Origin of the sequence: Jiella avicenniae (assembly GCF_021390325.1) — a bacterium.
In the GTDB taxonomy this organism is placed as follows: domain Bacteria; phylum Pseudomonadota; class Alphaproteobacteria; order Rhizobiales; family Rhizobiaceae; genus Jiella; species Jiella avicenniae.
Window position 1 is genome coordinate 44,339 of sequence record NZ_JAJUWU010000024.1, and the last position, 16,720, is coordinate 61,058.

The following is a 16,720-nucleotide window of genomic DNA, read 5'->3' on the forward strand; positions in this document are numbered from 1 at the left end:
GACGGCCTCGTTCCCGGCGGTGACCCCGACGCAACCCGAATAGTCCGGATCGATCCCGCTGTCATGACCGAACGAGCCCAGACCCCCTTCCCATCCGCCTGCGACGTCGTCGTCGTCGGCGGCGGGCATGCCGGCTGCGAGGCGGCGAGCGCCGCGGCGCGGGCCGGCGCGGCCACCGTTCTCGTCACCCATCGCTTCGACACGATCGGCGCGATGAGCTGCAATCCCGCCATCGGCGGCATCGGCAAGGGGCATCTGGTGCGCGAGATCGACGCGCTCGGCGGGCTGATGGGGATCGCCGCCGATCGCGGCGGCATCCAGTTCCGCATGCTGAATCGCCGCAAGGGGCCTGCCGTCTGGGGCCCGCGCACCCAGGCCGACCGCAAGCTCTATCGCGCCGCCATGCAGGGCCTGATCCGCGAGACGGAGGGGCTGACCGTCGTCGAAGGCGACGTCTTCGACCTGTCGCTCGATGCGAGCGGCGCCGTCAGGGCCGTGGTTTTCGCCGATGGGCGGGAGATCGCCTGCCGGGCCATGGTGCTGACCACCGGCACGTTCCTCGGCGGGCTGATCCATATCGGCGACCGGCAGATCCCGGCCGGCCGTATGGGCGAGGATCCCTCGCTGGGGCTTTCGGGAACACTGAAGCGCCTCGGTCTGTCGCTCGGACGGCTGAAGACCGGCACGCCGGCGCGGCTCGACGGCAGGACCATCGACTGGGCGAGCCTCGACAGCCAGAAGCCGGACGAAGATCCGGTGCCCTTTTCCTTCCTGACGGAGCGGATCGACAATCCGCAGATCGATTGCGGCATCACGCGGACGACGCCCGAGACCCACGCAATCATCCGCGACAATCTTTCCCGCTCGGCGCTCTATTCGGGCAAGATCGAGGGCGTCGGCCCGCGCTACTGCCCGTCGATCGAAGACAAGATCGTCAAGTTCGGCGACCGGGACGGCCATCAGATCTTCCTCGAGCCCGAGGGCCTCGACGACGACACGGTCTATCCGAACGGCCTGTCGACCTCGCTGCCGGAGGATGTGCAGGACGCCTTCCTGCGCTCGATCCCGGGGCTGGAAAAGGTCCAGATCCTCAAGCCCGGATACGCCATCGAATACGACCACGTCGACCCGCGCGAACTCGACCGGTCGCTCGCCGTCCGCAAGGCGCCCGGCCTGTTTCTCGCCGGCCAGATCAACGGCACCACCGGCTACGAGGAGGCGGGCGCGCAGGGGCTCGTCGCCGGGCTGAACGCGGCGCGGCTTGCGGGCTGGTCCGAGCCGGTCGTCCTCGGCCGGGCCGACGCCTATATCGGCGTGATGATCGACGACCTCACCCGCACCGGCGTCACCGAGCCCTATCGGATGTTCACCTCGCGCGCCGAATTCCGGCTGTCGCTGAGGGCCGACAACGCCGACCGGCGGCTGACGCCGCTGGCGATGGACCTCGGCATCGTCTCCGGCGAGCGGGCAGCCCGCTTCTCGCAAGGGGAAGCCGCCTTCCTGGCAGCGCGCGCGGCGCTGGAAGCGGCGAGCCTGACGCCGGCCGAGGCGGGCCGGCACGGCATCGCCGTCAACCAGGACGGCCGGCGGCGCAGCGCCTGGCAGCTGCTTGCCCAGAGCGCGGTCGAGCCCGACCGGCTCCTCACGGTGTTTCCCGACCTCGCCGCCATCGACGACAAGACCTTCGCGCGGGCGCGGATCGAGGCGGCCTACGACGTCTATCTCGACCGCCAGAAGAAGGATCAGGAGCGGCTGCGAAAGGACGAGGGCCGGGCGATCCCGGGCGATCTCGACTATGCGGCGATCCCGGGGCTCTCCAACGAGCTGCGGCACAAGCTCATGGCGCGGCGGCCGGGCAGCGTCGCCGAGGCCGAACGCATCGACGGCATGACCCCGGCGGCGCTCGCGCTGGTCCTTCTCGCCATCCGCCGGAGTTCGCTCGCCGATGCGGCGTAATCGTCCCGGCCGCTCGCGCGCCGGAACGGGGGAGCGAACCACGCGACCCGCGGGGAACGGCGACCTCTCCTCCCGTCTCGCCGCTTCATCCGGCACGGGCGAGCGACCGCCGAAACCGCTCGATCTGGCCGATATTGCGCTGCAGCAGGCGGCCGGGCGCACCTGGCTTCGCGAGCATTTCGCCGTTTCACGTGAAACAATGGAGCGGCTGGACGTCTACGTCGCCATGCTGACGGATTGGCAGACGCGGATGAACCTCGTGGCGCCCTCGACGCTGGGCGACGTCTGGCGGCGGCACGTCGCCGACTCGCTCAGCCTCGAACGGCTGCTTCCGGAGTTCGCCCGATCGGTCGATCTCGGCTCCGGCGGCGGCCTGCCTGCTCTGGTGATCGCCGCCTGCCGGCCGGACCGCGCGGTGGACATGGTGGAATCGAGCCGCAAGAAGGCGGCCTTCCTGGCTGCGGCCTGCGCTGAGATGGGCGTTACCGGCTCGGTCCATCCGATCCGGATCGAGACCGCCGGCGCGGTTCTGGGCCGCGCCGAGGTCGTGACCGCCCGCGCATTGGCGTCGCTGGACGATCTTCTCGCCATGGTGGCCCCGCATATTTCACGTGAAACACCCTGCTTCTTCCAGAAGGGGCGCAGTCATGAACAGGAAATCGCGGCGGCGACTGCCAATTGGAAATTCACCATGGTAATTCATGAATCACAGGTGGAGGCTGATTCGGTCATCCTCGAAGTCGCCGGGATCACGCGGCGCCAAGGCTGAGACGCCCCGATCGACGGGCGATGGCGCGATCTGCGGCCTGCGGCGCGACCGACACCTCGAAAGACATGGAATGCAGCCGATGGACGTGGCGGAGCCTATGCGGATCATCACGATCGCCAACCAGAAGGGCGGTGTCGGCAAGACGACCACCGCCATCAATCTCGCCACGGCCCTCGCGGCGATCGACAAGCGCGCCCTCCTGATCGATCTCGATCCTCAGGGCAATGCCTCGACCGGGCTCGGCATCGACAAGGAAGATCGCGACCTCTCCTCCTACGACGTCCTGAAGGAAGACGCCTCGATCAGCCAGGCGGCGATGCGCACGGCCGTTCCCAACCTGTCGATCATTCCCTCGACCATGGATCTTCTCGGCCTGGAAACGGAGATATCCGGCGTCCATGGCCGGGCCTACCGGCTGCGCGACGCCCTGCATTTCCACCAGCAGGCGGGCGCCGACTACGATTTCGTGCTGGTCGACTGCCCGCCGTCCCTCAACATCCTGACGATCAACGCCATGGCCGCCGCCGACGCCGTGCTGGTGCCGCTGCAATGCGAGTTCTTCGCTCTGGAGGGTCTGTCGCAGCTCCTGCAGACGGTCGAGCAGGTGCGCGACAGCCTCAACCCGATGCTCGGCCTGCACGGCATCGTCCTGACCATGTATGACAGCCGCAACAATCTCGCCGCCCAGGTGGTCCGCGACGTACGCTCCTATATGGGCGAGCACGTCTACGACACGGTCATCCCCCGCAACGTCCGGATCTCCGAGGCGCCCTCCTACGGCAAGCCGGCGATCCTCTACGACCTCAAATGCCCCGGCAGCCAGGCCTATATCCAGCTCGCCTCGGAGGTGATCCGGCGCGAGGAAAGGCTCGTCGCCGCATGAGGCGGTCGGGCGTGACGGACGGGACGGCGGAAGCGCAGCGAGCGCGGCCGGCGAGACGGAAGATGGGAAGAGGCCAATGACCGAAGACAGATCGCGCCAGAGACTGGGACGGGGCCTCGCCTCGCTGATCGGCGGCGGCGCCTCCGGCCCGTCCCGCCCGGTGCCGGGCTTCGATCCGCAGCCGGCCGCCCCCTCGGTCGCGCCCGAGCGCTCGGTCCCGACCGCCAGCATCGCCCCCAATCCGCACAATCCGCGGCGCCATTTCCGCGAGGAGGAACTCTCAGAACTCGCCGCCTCGATCCGCCAGCACGGCGTCGTCCAGCCGCTTCTGGTGCGCCCGCTCGGCGGCGATCGCAGCCGGTTCGAGCTCGTCGCCGGCGAACGCCGCCTGCGTGCGGCGATCCTCGCCGGGCTGGCGGAGGTGCCGGTCGTCCTGCGCGAACTCAACGATCGCCAGTCGCTCGAAATCGCCATCATCGAGAACGTCCAGCGCGCCGATCTCAACGCCATCGAGGAGGCGCTGGGCTATCAGTCGCTGATCGACGAGCATGGCTATACCCAGGCCGATCTCGCCGAAATCCTCGCCAAGAGCCGCAGTCATGTCGCCAACACCTTGCGGCTGTTGAAGCTGCCGCCCGAAGTGCGCGCGATGGTCGAGGAGGGCACCCTTTCGGCCGGTGCCGCCCGCACGGTCGTGACCGCCGATGATCCGGTCGCTCTCGCAAGGCGGATCGCCTCCGAGAACCTTTCGGTGCGCGAGGCCGAGGCCCTCGCCCGCGATCCGGCAGCGGCCGAAGAGGCGGCCTTGCCGAAGCCCGGAACCCGCCGCCGCGGCCGCAGACCGGCCGAGGCTGCCGACGAGGCGAAGAGCGATGCGATCCTCGCCTATGAGCGTCGGCTGCGCGAGGCGACCGGCTTCGACGTCTCGATCGCCGTGTCCGGTGGGCGGCCGATGGTCCAGTTCGACCTCGATCGCGAGGCCGATCTGGAGGCCCTCCTCCAGCGCCTCGAGCACCATGGCGGTTATACGGCGGCATTCACGGGTCCGCGTCTGCGCTCGCTTTGAGGGCGGGATTGCGGCCGAGGGTGGGGACCACGGGATGACACCTGAACGCACCGTGACGCCTCGTGCGAGCCAGAACGTCTCACGGGCTTCGACGTCATACGGATCAGTATCCGTTTGTTCGGTCTCTGCAGAGACCCGGTTGCTCGGCCTTGGAAGCTGCATGACGGCCGGCTGACATGGCGGGTGCGACCGCAGCGGACGGCACCCTCGCTCTGGCGGCCGGCGATCTGAGCCTGCGTGTCGCGCCGGCCGTCGGCGGCGCCATCGCGGCCTTCGCAGCGGGGGACGTGCCCCTCCTCCGCCAGACGCCGTCGCATGCCCTGGCCGAGCGACGGGCGGGCCTTTGCGGCTCCTATGTGATGATCCCCTATTCCAACCGCATTGCCGACGCCGCCTTCGAATTCGGCGGCGCGCGGCATCGCCTGGCGAGAAATTTCGGCGAGAACCCGCACTGCCTGCACGGCAATGGCTGGCAGCGCGCCTGGCGGGTGGTCTCGGCGACGCGGTCGGAGGCCGTGCTGGGGCTCGACCACGATCCCGCCGAAAGCGCTGCAAGGGCGACCGAATGGCCCTTCGCCTATCGCGCCGAACAGCGCTTTTCGCTGACGCCGGAGGGGCTTGCCGTCACGCTCCGCCTCGAAAACCGCGACGACCGGCCGGCGCCCGCAGGCTTCGGCCTCCACCCCTATTTCGACCGGGCGGGCGCGCATCTGCGCTTTGAGGCGGATCGTGTCTGGCAGAGCGACGCGCGCGTTCTGCCGACCGTTCGCACGAAAGTCCCCGCCGGCTGGGACTGTCGGACGATGCGGCCGGTGGATGGCGTCGGCGCGGTGGACCACTGTTTCGAAAAATGGGACGGGACGGCCGAGATCGCCTATCCGGATCGTCGGATACTGATCCGTATCGAGGCCGACCCGGTGTTCGGCAAGGTCGTCGTCTTCCGCGCCGACGAGCGCGACTTCTTTGCCGTCGAGCCGGTGAGCCACATGGTCGACGCCGTCAATCGGATGGCGACGGACGATCACGGGTTGAGGGTGCTGGCGCCCGGGGAGCGGATGGAGGGCACCGTGCGGTTCGGGATCGAGCGAGTCTCCTGATCCCGTCATCACCTGATCGGTGATGATCGAGCCTCTCGGCCGATCGTGCCCGCGGAGGACGTTTCCCCATCCGCCGGCATGTCGAAACGTCCGACCGCGCCGCTTCGGGCCTTCGTCTCCCTCATCGCCGCCCGCGGGCCCGCAGCCGCGCCGCCTCCACCGCCGTATCCATCAGCGTCTTGTGGGTGATCGTCAGGGCCAGGCCGGAATCCTTGCGGCTTGCCAGGATGTCCGCCTCGATCGCCTGGACGCGCCGGTCGATCGCCGCCAGCGGCCAGGCGGTGAGGGCGGCTTCGAGGGCCGGCTTGCGGCGGAAATGCGGGCGGCGGCGCTCCACCGCGCGGGCCACCGGCTCGCCGTGCTTCTCGACGCTGTTCCGCAGCGCCTGAAGCTGCTGGAAATAGCGCAGCAGCGCCTGATGGAGCTGAAACGTCGCCGTGCCGGCCGTCGTCAGCCGGTCGATCAGATGCGGCAGGCGCTTCACTTCCCCCGCGGCGGCCGCGTCGATCGCCTCGTCGAGCGCGTCGGCCGAGACGTCGCCGACGATCGCCGCGACGTCCTCTTCGGTCACGCTCGCCGTCCCGAGGGCATAGAGGCAGAGCTTCTTCACCTCGCCGCGCGAGGCGATGCGGTCCGCCCCGAGCCGGGCTTTCAGCGCTTCGCGGGCCTCCTTATCCATCGACAGGCCCGCGGCGGAGAGCTCCTCGTCGATCATCAGATCGAGCGCCCGGCCCTCGTCCTGATAGCAGGGGAGGGCCATGGCATGGCGCCCGCGCTCGACATTCGTGCGAAGGCCGGCGCTCTTCTTCAGATCGCCCGCCTCGACCACGATCAGCGTCTCGGCGAGCCGCATCGCCGCCAGTTCGCCGATCGCATCCGAAAGGGCCCGGCCGGCGCCGGCGCCGCGCACCCGGACGAGCCGCTTGCCGCCGAGGAGCGACAGCGTGTTCGCCTCGTCATAGAGCCGGCCGATGTCCTTCTCTATGTCGTCGGCCGCCAGCGTGACGGCCGAGAACGGATCGATCGGATCGACGCCGAAGGCCTTAGCGAGCTTGGCCGAGCGCTCCGCGACGAGGCCGGTGTCGGGCCCGTAGAAGAGCACGACCGAGAAGGCGAAGTCCGGCCGGTTGAGAAAGGCTTCGACTTCGCCGGCTTTTTTCTGGGCCAAGGGTCGGCTCTCCGTATGGGAATGCGGAAGGGCGGTTTCGCCTCGCATTCTATCCCGTCAGGGGAGGGCGAAGTGTCGAGGTCTCGGCGGCGCCGGCACGCGGTTCGCGCCCATGCCGGCTCCGAACTCACCCCGTCGTGCGCGACAGCGACGCGGCGATGGCGATCTCAAGCTGGGCGGCGAGCTGTTTGCTGGCTTCCTCGCGGGCGTTCTTCAGCGCGCGCTGGCTGGCATAGAGCTGCACCGTCTGATCGTAGGGAACCGTCGCAGAGCGCTCGCCCGAGGCGACCACCACCTTGTCCGAAAGACGGACGAGCTGGTATTTCGCCGTTTCGATGTAGATCACCGAGCGCGACACGCCGTTGCTCTGCACCACCACGCCGCGGGCCTTGCCGTCCACTGCGAGACGAAGCTCGTAGAGCGGATCGGCGACCGGCGCGCCGCGGTTGAGGCGGAACAGCAGCTCGTTGCGCACCAGCTGATCGGTGCGGGTGTCGGCTTCGGTGATGGCGATGCGCCCGGCATAGGGCAGCCGCATGGCGCCGGCGCCGACATCGGTTCCGCCGACCCCGTAGGTGCCGTAGAGCGGGCCCGCCGTGCAGCCGGCGAGGAGGGCGGCGCCCAGCATCGCGGCGGCGAATGCTCTCAGCGGAGCGGGGACGGATCGGCCGGCCTTCGGGGCGGCGCGCCCGGCGCGGTCAGACGACGACATTGACGATTCTCCCCGGCACCACCACCAGGCGTCTGGGCGCCTGGCCGGCCAGCGCGGCGACGACGAAATCGAGCGCCAGCACGGCCTTCTCGATGTCAGCTTTGCCGGCGTCCGCGGGCAGGGTCAAGTCGCCTCGCTTCTTGCCGTTGATCTGCACCGGGAGTGTGACCTGATCGTCAGCCAGAAGGCTCTCGTCGACCTGCGGCCAGGGCGCGGAGGCGGCGAGGCCGGCGCCGCCGATCGCCGCCCACAGGCTCTCGGCGAGATGCGGCATCATCGGCGCGACGATGCGGGCGAGCATCGACATGGCTTCGCGGGCGGCTCCGGCCTCGCCCCGGTCGGACGGGTTCACCCTCGCGAAGGACGCCGCCAGCTCGTTGACGAGTTCGTGGACCCTTGCGATCGCCTTGTTGAAGGCGAGGCGCTCGATGTCGTCGGAAACGCCGGCGACGGTGCGATGGGCGGCCTTGCGGATGTCGAGGGCGAGACCTTCGCCGCCCGGCACCGGGCCGTTGCCCTCCGCCGGACCGAGCCGCGCGGCGGTCTCGGTGACGAGCCGCCACAGCCGCTGGACGAAGCGATGGGCGGCCTCGACGCCGGCTTCCGACCAGATCACGTCGCGATCGGGCGGCGAGTCGGACAGGACGAACCAGCGGGCGGTATCGGCGCCGTAGGAGGCGATGATGTCGTCGGGATCGACGACGTTCTTCTTCGACTTCGACATTTTCTCGATGCCGCCGATCTCGACCGTGGCACCGGTCGACAGGCGGGTCGCGACGCGCCTGCCGTCGGCTTCCTCGATCCGCACGTCTTCCGGCGGCAGCCATTCGCGGCCGTCGCGATAGGTCTCGTGGACGACCATCCCTTGCGTGAACAGGCCCTTGAACGGCTCGTCGAGGTCGAGATGCCCGCATTCGCGCATCGCCCGCACGAAGAAGCGCGAATAGAGCAGATGCAGGATCGCATGCTCGATGCCGCCGATATACTGGTCGACCGGCAGCCAGGCGTTCGCGGCCTGCGGGTCGGTCGGCTCGTCGGCACGCGGCGCGGTGAATCGCGCGAAATACCACGAGGAATCGACGAAGGTGTCCATCGTGTCCGTTTCACGTGAAGCATCGCCGCCGCATTGCGGGCAGGTGGCCTTTCGCCAGGTCGGGTGTCGGTCGAGGGGATTGCCGGGCTTGTCGAAGTCGATGTCGTCCGGCAGCCTGACGGGGAGGTTCTCGCGCTTCTCCGGCACGACGCCGCAGGCCGCGCAATGCAGAACCGGGATCGGGCAGCCCCAATAGCGCTGGCGCGAGATGCCCCAGTCGCGCAGGCGATAGTTTACCTTGCGGCTCGCCTGCGGCGCGCCGAAGAGATCGGCTTTCTCCAGCTTTTCGGCGACGGCGTCGAAGGCCTCGTCCGGCATCTTGCCGTCGAGAAACTGCGAATTGTAGATGACGCCGTCGTCGACATAGGCCTTGTCGGCGACCGAGAAGCCGACCGGATCCTCATGCGGCGGCAGCACCACGGGGCGGACCGGCAGGCCGTATTTGCGGGCGAAGTCGAGGTCGCGCTGGTCGTGGGCAGGGCAGCCGAAGACCGCGCCGGTGCCGTATTCCATCAGCACGAAGTTCGCCACGTAGACCGGCACGCGCCAGCTCTCGTCGAGGGGATGCACCGCCTCGATCGCCGTCCGGTAACCTTTCTTCTCCGCCGTCTCGATGGCTTCGGCGGTGGTGCCGGTCCTGCGGGTCTCGGCGATGAACGCCTCGAGTTCGGGATCGGTCTCGGCGGCCTTTTTCGCCAGCGGGTGATCGGGCGCCACCGCGACGAAGGACGCGCCGAACAGCGTGTCCGGCCGGGTGGTGAACACCGTGACGTCGTCGATGCCCTCGGGGGCGGTGTCCCTGGCCAATGCCCAGCGCAGCATCAGGCCTTCCGACCTGCCGATCCAGTTCCGCTGCATCAGCCGGACCTTTTCCGGCCATTCCGGCAGACGGTCGAGGGCGGCGGCGAGATCCTCGGCGAAATCGGTGATCTTGAAGAACCACTGGACGAGCTCGCGGCTCTCCACCTCGGCGCCCGAGCGCCAGCCCTTGCCGTCGATCACCTGCTCGTTGGCGAGCACCGTCATGTCGACGGGATCCCAGTTGACCTTCGACTTCTTGCGATAGGCGAGGCCTTTGTCCAGCATGTCGAGGAAGAGCATCTGCTGGCGGTGGTAGTATTCGACGTCGCAGGTGGCGAATTCGCGCGACCAGTCGAGCGACAGGCCCATCGACTTCAGCTGCTTCCGCATCGTGTCGATGTTCTGGTAGGTCCATTTCGCCGGATGGACCTTGTTCTGCATCGCGGCGTTCTCAGCCGGCATGCCGAAGGCGTCCCAGCCCATCGGATGCAGGACGTTGAAACCCTTCGCCCGCCTGTAGCGCGCCACCACGTCGCCGAGCGCATAGTTGCGCACGTGGCCCATGTGGATGCGGCCCGACGGATAGGGGAACATCTCGAGGACGTAGTATTTCTCGCCCGCAGCCTCGGTCTTCGTCTCGAAGAGCTTCGCCTCGGCCCAGGCGGACTGCCATTTCGGCTCGGCGGTGCGGGGATTGTAGCGTTCGGTGGTCATGTCGGGCATCTCGTCGGAAAAGTCGGCGCGGGAGCAGAATTGGCCCCGTCAAAATCTCCGCAAGGGGTTATCCGCGCGCGCGTCAAAGCGCAACGCCGGCCTTCCCAACACGCCTTCGACTGCGCATAAATGATTTCATCGAGGGCAGAAGCAGATGCGCCGAGGCCAGCCGGCGCTGCTGCGGAGGATGAGCCGCCGCAGCCTTGGCAAGGGCTTTGCCTTCATTCGGAGTGACAACGATGTGGATGATTCCGCTAAGTGTCACGCTTAAGGTGAAACGGACCCGGAGCGGCAGGCTGGTCGAACTCCGGGTCCAGATCATCACTTGAGCGACGGGCGTCGGAGCAATCGCTTCGGCGTCCACTCCGACAAGATAGTCCGGAAATCCTTCCGCATCAAGAAAGCGTCCCCCAAGCATGACGACGACAGATCGACTCAACGGCTACCGCGGCGTCCGCCAGCGCATCGCCAAGGCCGCCGCCGACGCCGGCCGCTCCGCCGACGCCGTCACCCTCGTCGCCGTCTCCAAGACCCACGGCGAGGAGGCGATCCTGCCGGTCATCGAGGCGGGGCAGCGGGTTTTCGGCGAGAACAAGGTGCAGGAATCGCAGGCCAAGTGGCCGGCGCTGAAGGAGCGGTTTCCCGACATCGAATTGCGGCTGATCGGGCCGCTGCAGTCGAACAAGACGGCGGATGCCGTGGCGCTGTTCGACGTGATCGAGAGCGTCGACCGGGAGAAGATCGCGCGGGAAATCGCCAAGGAGATGAAGAAGCAGGGGAGGGCGCCCCGGCTCTACGTCCAGGTGAACACCGGCGAGGAACCGCAGAAGGCGGGAATCCTGCCGACCGAGGCGGTCGCCTTCGTCGAGCGCTGCCGCAGCGAACACGGCCTTTCCATCGAAGGGCTGATGTGTATCCCGCCGGCGGAGGAAAATTCCGGCCCGCATTTCGCGCTGCTCAGGAAATTAGCCGGCGAAGTAAACGTCGATAAGCTCTCCATGGGCATGAGCGGCGACTTCGAGATCGCCGTCGAGATGGGCGCCACCTCGGTGCGCGTCGGCTCGGCGATTTTCGGCGCGCGGAACTACGGCAGCGACGAGGCCAGATAGGGCCGCCGGCCCTGCGGGACCGGGCTTTCCCCCTTCACCACGTGTAGCGCAGCGTGCCGCGGACGGTGCGGCCGTCGTTGTAATAGGCGGTGTCGCTGAAGGTATCGACGTGGGCGACGTAGCGCTTGTCGAAGATGTTGGTGGCGTTGACCTGCAGCGCGGCGTTGTCGGTGATCTTGTAGGTCAGCGCCGCGTCGACGGTGGTCCGGGCGTCGAGGTCGATGGTGTTGGCATCGTCGGCATAGCTCGGGCCGAAATAGCGGACGCCGGCGCCGATCGTCAGGTCGCCGATCCTGCCCTCGCCGGGGATCGTGTAGTCGGCCCAGATCGAGGCGATGTGCTCGGGCACGAGCTGCGGGCGATGACCGGCATTGCCGAGGACGTCCTCCTTGATCTCGGCGTCCCAGTAGGAATAGCCGAGGGTGAGGTCGAGGCGGTCGTCGAGCGCCATCTTGCCTTCCAGCTCGACGCCCCGGACGTTGACTTCGCCGAGCTGATACTGCGCCGTGTAGTTCGGGTCCCACTGGGTGACGTTCGACTGGGTCAGATCGAACAGCGCCAGCGTGAACAGGGCATCGACGCCCGCCGGCGCATATTTCGCGCCGACCTCGTACTGGGTGCCTTCCTGCGGCTCGGCCGGCTCGGCCAGCGAGGAGCGGCTGGTGCCGATCGGCTGGAAGGATTCGGAGTAGTTGGCGTAGAGCGAGACCTCGTCGGTGGCCTTGTAGGTCAGGCCGAGGCGGGAGGTGAAGGCTTCGTCGGTGACGGCGTCCGTCCCTTTCGAGACGAAGCCGCCGCCATAGTCGTAATCGTAGTCGTCGATCTGCCTGACGTGATCGTAGCGGCCGCCGAAGGTGAGGATCCAGCGATCGTCGATGGTCAGCTCCTCCTGCGCGTAGAGGCCGACGATCTCGATCTCGGTGTCGTCGATCAGCTGCCGGTAGGGGACGACGCAGCCGCGGCCGCAGTCGGCGGGGCTGGCGATGTCGATCGGGCTCGCGGTGCCGTCCTTGCGGGTCTCGGTGATGTCGTAGTGCGAATAGTCGATGCCGACGAGGGTGCGGGTGTCGAAGAGGCCCAGCGACGCGTCGTATTGCAGCTGGTTGTCGATCAGAAAGCTTTCGCTCTTGCCGTAGATTCCGAGAGAGGAGCGGGCGAGGCTGGTCGTGCCCGGGCCGAGCGGCGCGCCGGGATAGACCGACTCGTAGGTGAGGTCGAGATTGGTATAGCGGGCGTTCGAGCGAAACTGCAGGCCGTTGTCGAAATCGTGGCTGAACAGCCAGCCGAGGTTGAACTCCTCGGTGTCCATGTTGTCGTAGTCCCTCACGCCGAGGAACGTGTCCGGATCGAGGCCCGAGCCGTAGGGGATGCCGTGCGAGGTGTTGCCCTTGCGCTTGTCGTAGTCGCCGAGGATGGTCAGGCTGGTGGCGGCATCCGGGCTCCAGGTGAGAGCCGGAGCGACGTAGAGCCGGTCGTCCTGCGTGAAGTCCGCGCCGTTGTTGCCGTCCTGCCATTTGGCGGTCATCCGGTAGGACCAGTCGCCGGTGGCCGTCAGCGGCGCGCCGAAATCCGTCCCGGTCTCGATGTGGCGGTCGCCGAAGCTGGTGTAGACTTCGCCGAACGGCTGGTCCTGGGGCCGCTTGGTGATCGCGTTGACGAGGCCGCCCGGCCCGTTCAGCCCGAACAGCGTCGAGGTCGAGCCTTTGAGGACCTCGAAGCGCTGGGCGCCGTAAGGCTCGATCCGGCTGCCGGTGAAGTTCCAGGTCCGGTTCGGCAGGCCGTCGCGATAGGATCCGTAGTTGGATTGATAGAAGCCGCGGATGAGATAGAAATCGTAGCGGTCGTCGGACCCGTAGATGTCCGAGGACACGCCCGGGGTGTAGGCGAGCACTTCGTCGAGATCGTCGACGTCGCGCTGGCGCATCTCCTCTTCGGTCACGACCGAGACGGCGGCCGGCAGATCGAGGATGGGCGTGTCGGTCTTCGAGCCGACGGCGGTGTTTCTGGCGACGATGCCGGTGTCGGGGCCGACGGCACCGCCCGTCCCGCCGTCGATGACGACGGTGTCGAGATCGATCGTTGGACCATCGGAGGCGGCAGACTGGGCGAAGGCGTAGGACGGCTGGATCAGGGCGAGCGCCGATCCGCAGAGGAGAAGCGCCGCCGTCGGCCGGCTGCGCTTGCACGGTCTCTCCCAGCGGGCGGCGGCGCCCGGCGTCTTCGGATCGCTATGGGTCCCATTGCCTGCGCGGCTCAGCCCGTCCTTGGCGTCCATGATCAGATCCAATCTCGTCGCCCGGCAGGCGCGGAGGATGCGCCGCGTCGCCGGGAGGGTTTCGTCGGGCCGATGCCGGCCGATGCCCGTCGATCGGGCCGCCGGCGGCGATTGCTGCGCCTTCGCAGCATCCGATCCGGTAACTTGACCGAATTCATCCGGTATTGAAGAATCCGCAAGGTTTGTAGGAATCGCCGCTCACTTTCCATCGGTGCGGGTCGGGTGTGTCCTTCAGGACACGGTTCGTCCGATCCCCTTGGCCCCGACGCGCCTTGAAACGGCATCGCGCGCCCGGATGGCGAACAGTGGCTTCACGTGAAACCTTCGGACGATTTCGCCGCTCCGACGCGACGACTGAGGGCCGACCGGCGAGGGATGCAGGGCAATCGCTTGAAGGCACGCGCCGTCGGCGACGCTCCGATCTTCTCCTTGCGGAGGAGATGGGTGGCAACCCGGAGGGGTGTTGCGCCATCTTCGAGAAGCCCGGCGCGAGGCGAACCCCCCTCTGCCTGCCGGCATCTCCCCCGCAAGGGGGGAGATCAGGCCAATCGCCGGCCCGGCTTCGAGCGATTGCCATGGGAGCACGGCTTGACTCGGAATTTGAACATGATGATAACGATCATGTTTTATCGGGGACCGCGCGGCGGCGCCGGTTGGGCCCACGCTCGGCCGGCGATCCGGCCCGATACCATCAGCGCAGGCGGCTTGCGACGTTGAGCTTCAGTCACTCCATGCTCACCCGGACCGAGGGGATCCGCGCGACCGAGCCGGTCCGGTGGCGCGGCCTCGACGGCATGGCGGGGGTGTTCTGGGTCGCGGAGGGGCAGAAGCGGGCGACCGGCTACTACGTCTCCCCGGATCCGCGGATCGTCGTGTTCTTCAACGAGGTCGCCTCACATGTCCGGATGTGCGACCGGAAGGGCAGCCCGCGCTCCGGCTACCGCCCGATGCGTCGGGCGATCTACGTTCCGGCCGGTATGCCGCTGTGGACCGAATTCGAGGCGACGCATCGCTTCTCCCATCTCGATCTCCACATCCATCGCGACCGGATGCTGAAGCTCCTCGCGCCGTCGCTCGGCAGCTCGGCAGCCGAGGCAGCCCTCAGGCGACCGGCCGAATCCGAGGAGGTCGGGGCGATCGACGACCTCGCGCGGCTGCTCGTCGAAGAACTCTCCGCCCCGTCGAGACCGGCGATCTATTCCGAATGCCTGGTCGGCGGCATCGCGGCGGCGCTCCTCGACCTCTCCGGGCCGGAATGCGACGCGACGACCCTCGGCCGTCTCGGCCGGGCGCAGATGGACGCGCTGGTCGCGCGGTTCGACGAGGCCGGCGACCGGCGCCTCCCGGTCGCCGAGATGGCTGCGACGGTCGGCCTGTCGGAGACCTGGTTCTCCGTGCTGTTCAAGCGGACGACGGGTCAGACGCCGCTGCAATGGCAACTGACGCGGCGCATCGCTGCCGCCAAGACCCTGCTGCTCGACGGCGATCTCACCGTCGCAGGAGTCGCCTCGCAGCTCGGATTTGCCGACCAGGCGCATTTCACCCGGGTGTTCCGACAGGTCACCGGGGAGACGCCGGCGGCCTGGCGGCTGGCGCACCGGGCCCTGGCGCGGGGCGGCTGACCGCTTCTCCCGATGACGACCCGGCAGCGGCGAGCGACGGGTCTTGCGAAGCCGCGGCCGGCCGGCCGAAGGCCGGTCGGGCATTCGATCCGGCATGCGAAGCGCGAGCCGCCGGCCCGCGGCTTCACGTCGTGACCAAGCTCTTTCGGGCCTGTCGCACCCGGACGCGAGCGCCATATGGCGGGCAAACGGACGCGAGGACGCCGGGGGGAGCGGGTGAAGGACAAGGTCGAGGCGGAGCTGACGAAGCGGGCGACCGTCGTCACGGCGGTGGTCATCGCCATGACGGCGACGGTGGCCCTCGCCTGGGTTGCGTCGGGCGCGCTGCTTCTGATCTTCGGCGGGCTCCTGCTCGCGGCGATCATCGGCGCGCTCGCCCGGCCGCTGCAATGGGCCGGGCTGAAGCGCGGCTGGGCCTTCTCGATCGTCATCCTGTTCCTGTTCGCGGCCATCGGCGGCGGGCTGTTCTACGGCGGCGTAACCCTCGTCAGCCAGTTCAACGACCTGTGGCACCAGCTGCGCGAGCAGCTTCAGGCGCTGGCGAAGACGATGTCGGAGATGGGCGTCGGCCCGGATGCCTCGGGGGGCGGGGAGGCCGGCGAGGAGATCGGCCTCGATACCCTGCTGCCCAATCCCTCCGGCATCTTCTCCTCGGCCTCCAAAGCGATGTTCTCGGTGCTCGGCACGCTCGGCAACGTCTTCATCGTCGTGTTCATCGCGATCTTCGTGGTGATCCAGCCCGAACTCTATCGCCGCGGCCTCGTCAGCCTGGTTCCACCGTCGAAGCGGGCGCGCGTCGACGAGACGCTCGGCGACGCTGCCGAGGAGCTGGTGCTCTGGGTCTGCGGCACCGGCATCTCGATGGTGACGGTGTTCGTCGTCACCTGGATCGGGCTGATGATCGTCGAGATGCCGAACGCCTTCGTGCTGGCGCTGCAGGCCGGCCTCCTCGCCTTCATCCCGACGCTCGGCCCTTTCATCGCCGGCATTCCGATCGTCCTCGTCGGCCTGTCGGAATCGATGTCGCTGGCGCTGTGGGGGCTCGGCGTCTACGTGCTCGTCCAGGCGGTGGAGAGCAACGTCTCCCAGCCCGTCGCCCAGCGCTACACCAGCGCCCTGCCGCCGGCGCTGACGCTCGCCGCCCAGGCGGTGTTCGGTGTCCTGTTCGGCACGCTCGGCATCGCGCTGGCGGTGCCGCTCGTCGCCGTCCTGATGGTTTTCGTGCGCGAGCTCTACGTCAACGACACCCTCGGCGGGCCGCATGACGAACCGGCCTCGACATAGGCCGCCTGCCGGGTCTCGCGTCTGAGGCGGCACCGCGGCACATCGACCAAAGCTGCCGGCGGCGGCCGGGCCGAGGAGACGGAAGGCGGGTCGGCCGCTTAAGCCGCATCGCTCGAGCCCGTCGGTCCAGAGGGGGAAACGAAGCTCCGGCTGGCGCGTTGCGAGGGCAGT

13 protein-coding genes are annotated in these 16,720 nt (G+C 68.2%); 8 read left to right on the forward strand and 5 right to left on the reverse strand.

What is annotated here, in order from left to right; all coding sequences use genetic code 11:
- Window positions 1-63: 63 nt before the first annotated feature.
- The 5 genes from mnmG (at window position 64) to LZD57_RS20655 (ending at window position 5,771) form a co-directional block, all read left to right on the forward strand.
- A complete protein-coding gene (gene mnmG / locus LZD57_RS20635; RefSeq protein WP_233721473.1) occupies window positions 64-1,956 on the forward strand; it encodes a tRNA uridine-5-carboxymethylaminomethyl(34) synthesis enzyme MnmG in 1,893 nt (630 codons plus the stop codon).
- Between the two features lie 199 nt (window positions 1,957-2,155).
- Window positions 2,156-2,725, forward strand: coding sequence for a 16S rRNA (guanine(527)-N(7))-methyltransferase RsmG (rsmG, locus tag LZD57_RS20640; RefSeq protein ID WP_233721474.1), 570 nt, complete (start codon window positions 2,156-2,158; stop codon window positions 2,723-2,725).
- A 97-nt stretch (window positions 2,726-2,822) separates the two neighbouring features.
- On the forward strand, window positions 2,823-3,608 hold the full coding sequence (locus LZD57_RS20645; RefSeq protein WP_420844841.1) for a ParA family protein: 786 nt from the start codon (window positions 2,823-2,825) through the stop codon (window positions 3,606-3,608).
- Window positions 3,609-3,684: 76 nt separating this feature from the next.
- Complete coding sequence (locus LZD57_RS20650; RefSeq protein WP_233721475.1) at window positions 3,685-4,674, forward strand: ParB/RepB/Spo0J family partition protein; 990 nt, start codon at window positions 3,685-3,687, stop codon at window positions 4,672-4,674.
- Between the two features lie 176 nt (window positions 4,675-4,850).
- Window positions 4,851-5,771: an aldose 1-epimerase gene (locus LZD57_RS20655; RefSeq protein WP_233721476.1), complete on the forward strand. Its 921-nt coding sequence runs from the start codon at window positions 4,851-4,853 to the stop codon at window positions 5,769-5,771.
- A 121-nt stretch (window positions 5,772-5,892) separates the two neighbouring features.
- On the opposite strand, the gene holA is transcribed toward LZD57_RS20655, so the two are convergent.
- From holA to LZD57_RS20675, 4 genes are all read right to left on the reverse strand, one after another.
- Window positions 5,893-6,939, reverse strand: coding sequence for a DNA polymerase III subunit delta (gene holA, locus LZD57_RS20660; protein ID WP_233721477.1), 1,047 nt, complete (start codon window positions 6,937-6,939; stop codon window positions 5,893-5,895).
- A gap of 127 nt (window positions 6,940-7,066) precedes the next feature.
- A complete protein-coding gene (locus tag LZD57_RS20665; protein WP_233721478.1) occupies window positions 7,067-7,651 on the reverse strand; it encodes a hypothetical protein in 585 nt (194 codons plus the stop codon).
- A complete protein-coding gene (leuS, locus tag LZD57_RS20670; protein ID WP_233721479.1) occupies window positions 7,638-10,259 on the reverse strand; it encodes a leucine--tRNA ligase in 2,622 nt (873 codons plus the stop codon). Before leuS ends, LZD57_RS20665 begins: the two co-directional genes overlap by 14 nt.
- Window positions 10,260-10,341: 82 nt before the next feature.
- On the reverse strand, window positions 10,342-10,677 hold the full coding sequence (locus tag LZD57_RS20675) for a hypothetical protein (protein WP_233721480.1): 336 nt from the start codon (window positions 10,675-10,677) through the stop codon (window positions 10,342-10,344).
- Here LZD57_RS20675 and LZD57_RS20680 point away from each other — a divergent pair.
- On the forward strand, window positions 10,676-11,368 hold the full coding sequence (locus LZD57_RS20680) for a YggS family pyridoxal phosphate-dependent enzyme (protein ID WP_233721481.1): 693 nt from the start codon (window positions 10,676-10,678) through the stop codon (window positions 11,366-11,368). The genes LZD57_RS20675 and LZD57_RS20680 overlap by 2 nt on opposite strands.
- Window positions 11,369-11,402: 34 nt before the next feature.
- On the opposite strand, the gene LZD57_RS20685 is transcribed toward LZD57_RS20680, so the two are convergent.
- A complete protein-coding gene (locus LZD57_RS20685; protein WP_233721482.1) occupies window positions 11,403-13,643 on the reverse strand; it encodes a TonB-dependent siderophore receptor in 2,241 nt (746 codons plus the stop codon).
- A gap of 713 nt (window positions 13,644-14,356) precedes the next feature.
- On the opposite strand from LZD57_RS20685, the gene LZD57_RS20690 reads away from it, so the two are divergent.
- Both LZD57_RS20690 and LZD57_RS20695 read left to right on the forward strand, forming a co-directional pair.
- Complete coding sequence (locus LZD57_RS20690; protein ID WP_233721483.1) at window positions 14,357-15,265, forward strand: helix-turn-helix domain-containing protein; 909 nt, start codon at window positions 14,357-14,359, stop codon at window positions 15,263-15,265.
- A 177-nt stretch (window positions 15,266-15,442) separates the two neighbouring features.
- A complete protein-coding gene (locus LZD57_RS20695; RefSeq protein ID WP_233721484.1) occupies window positions 15,443-16,549 on the forward strand; it encodes an AI-2E family transporter in 1,107 nt (368 codons plus the stop codon).
- Window positions 16,550-16,720: the final 171 nt, after the last annotated feature.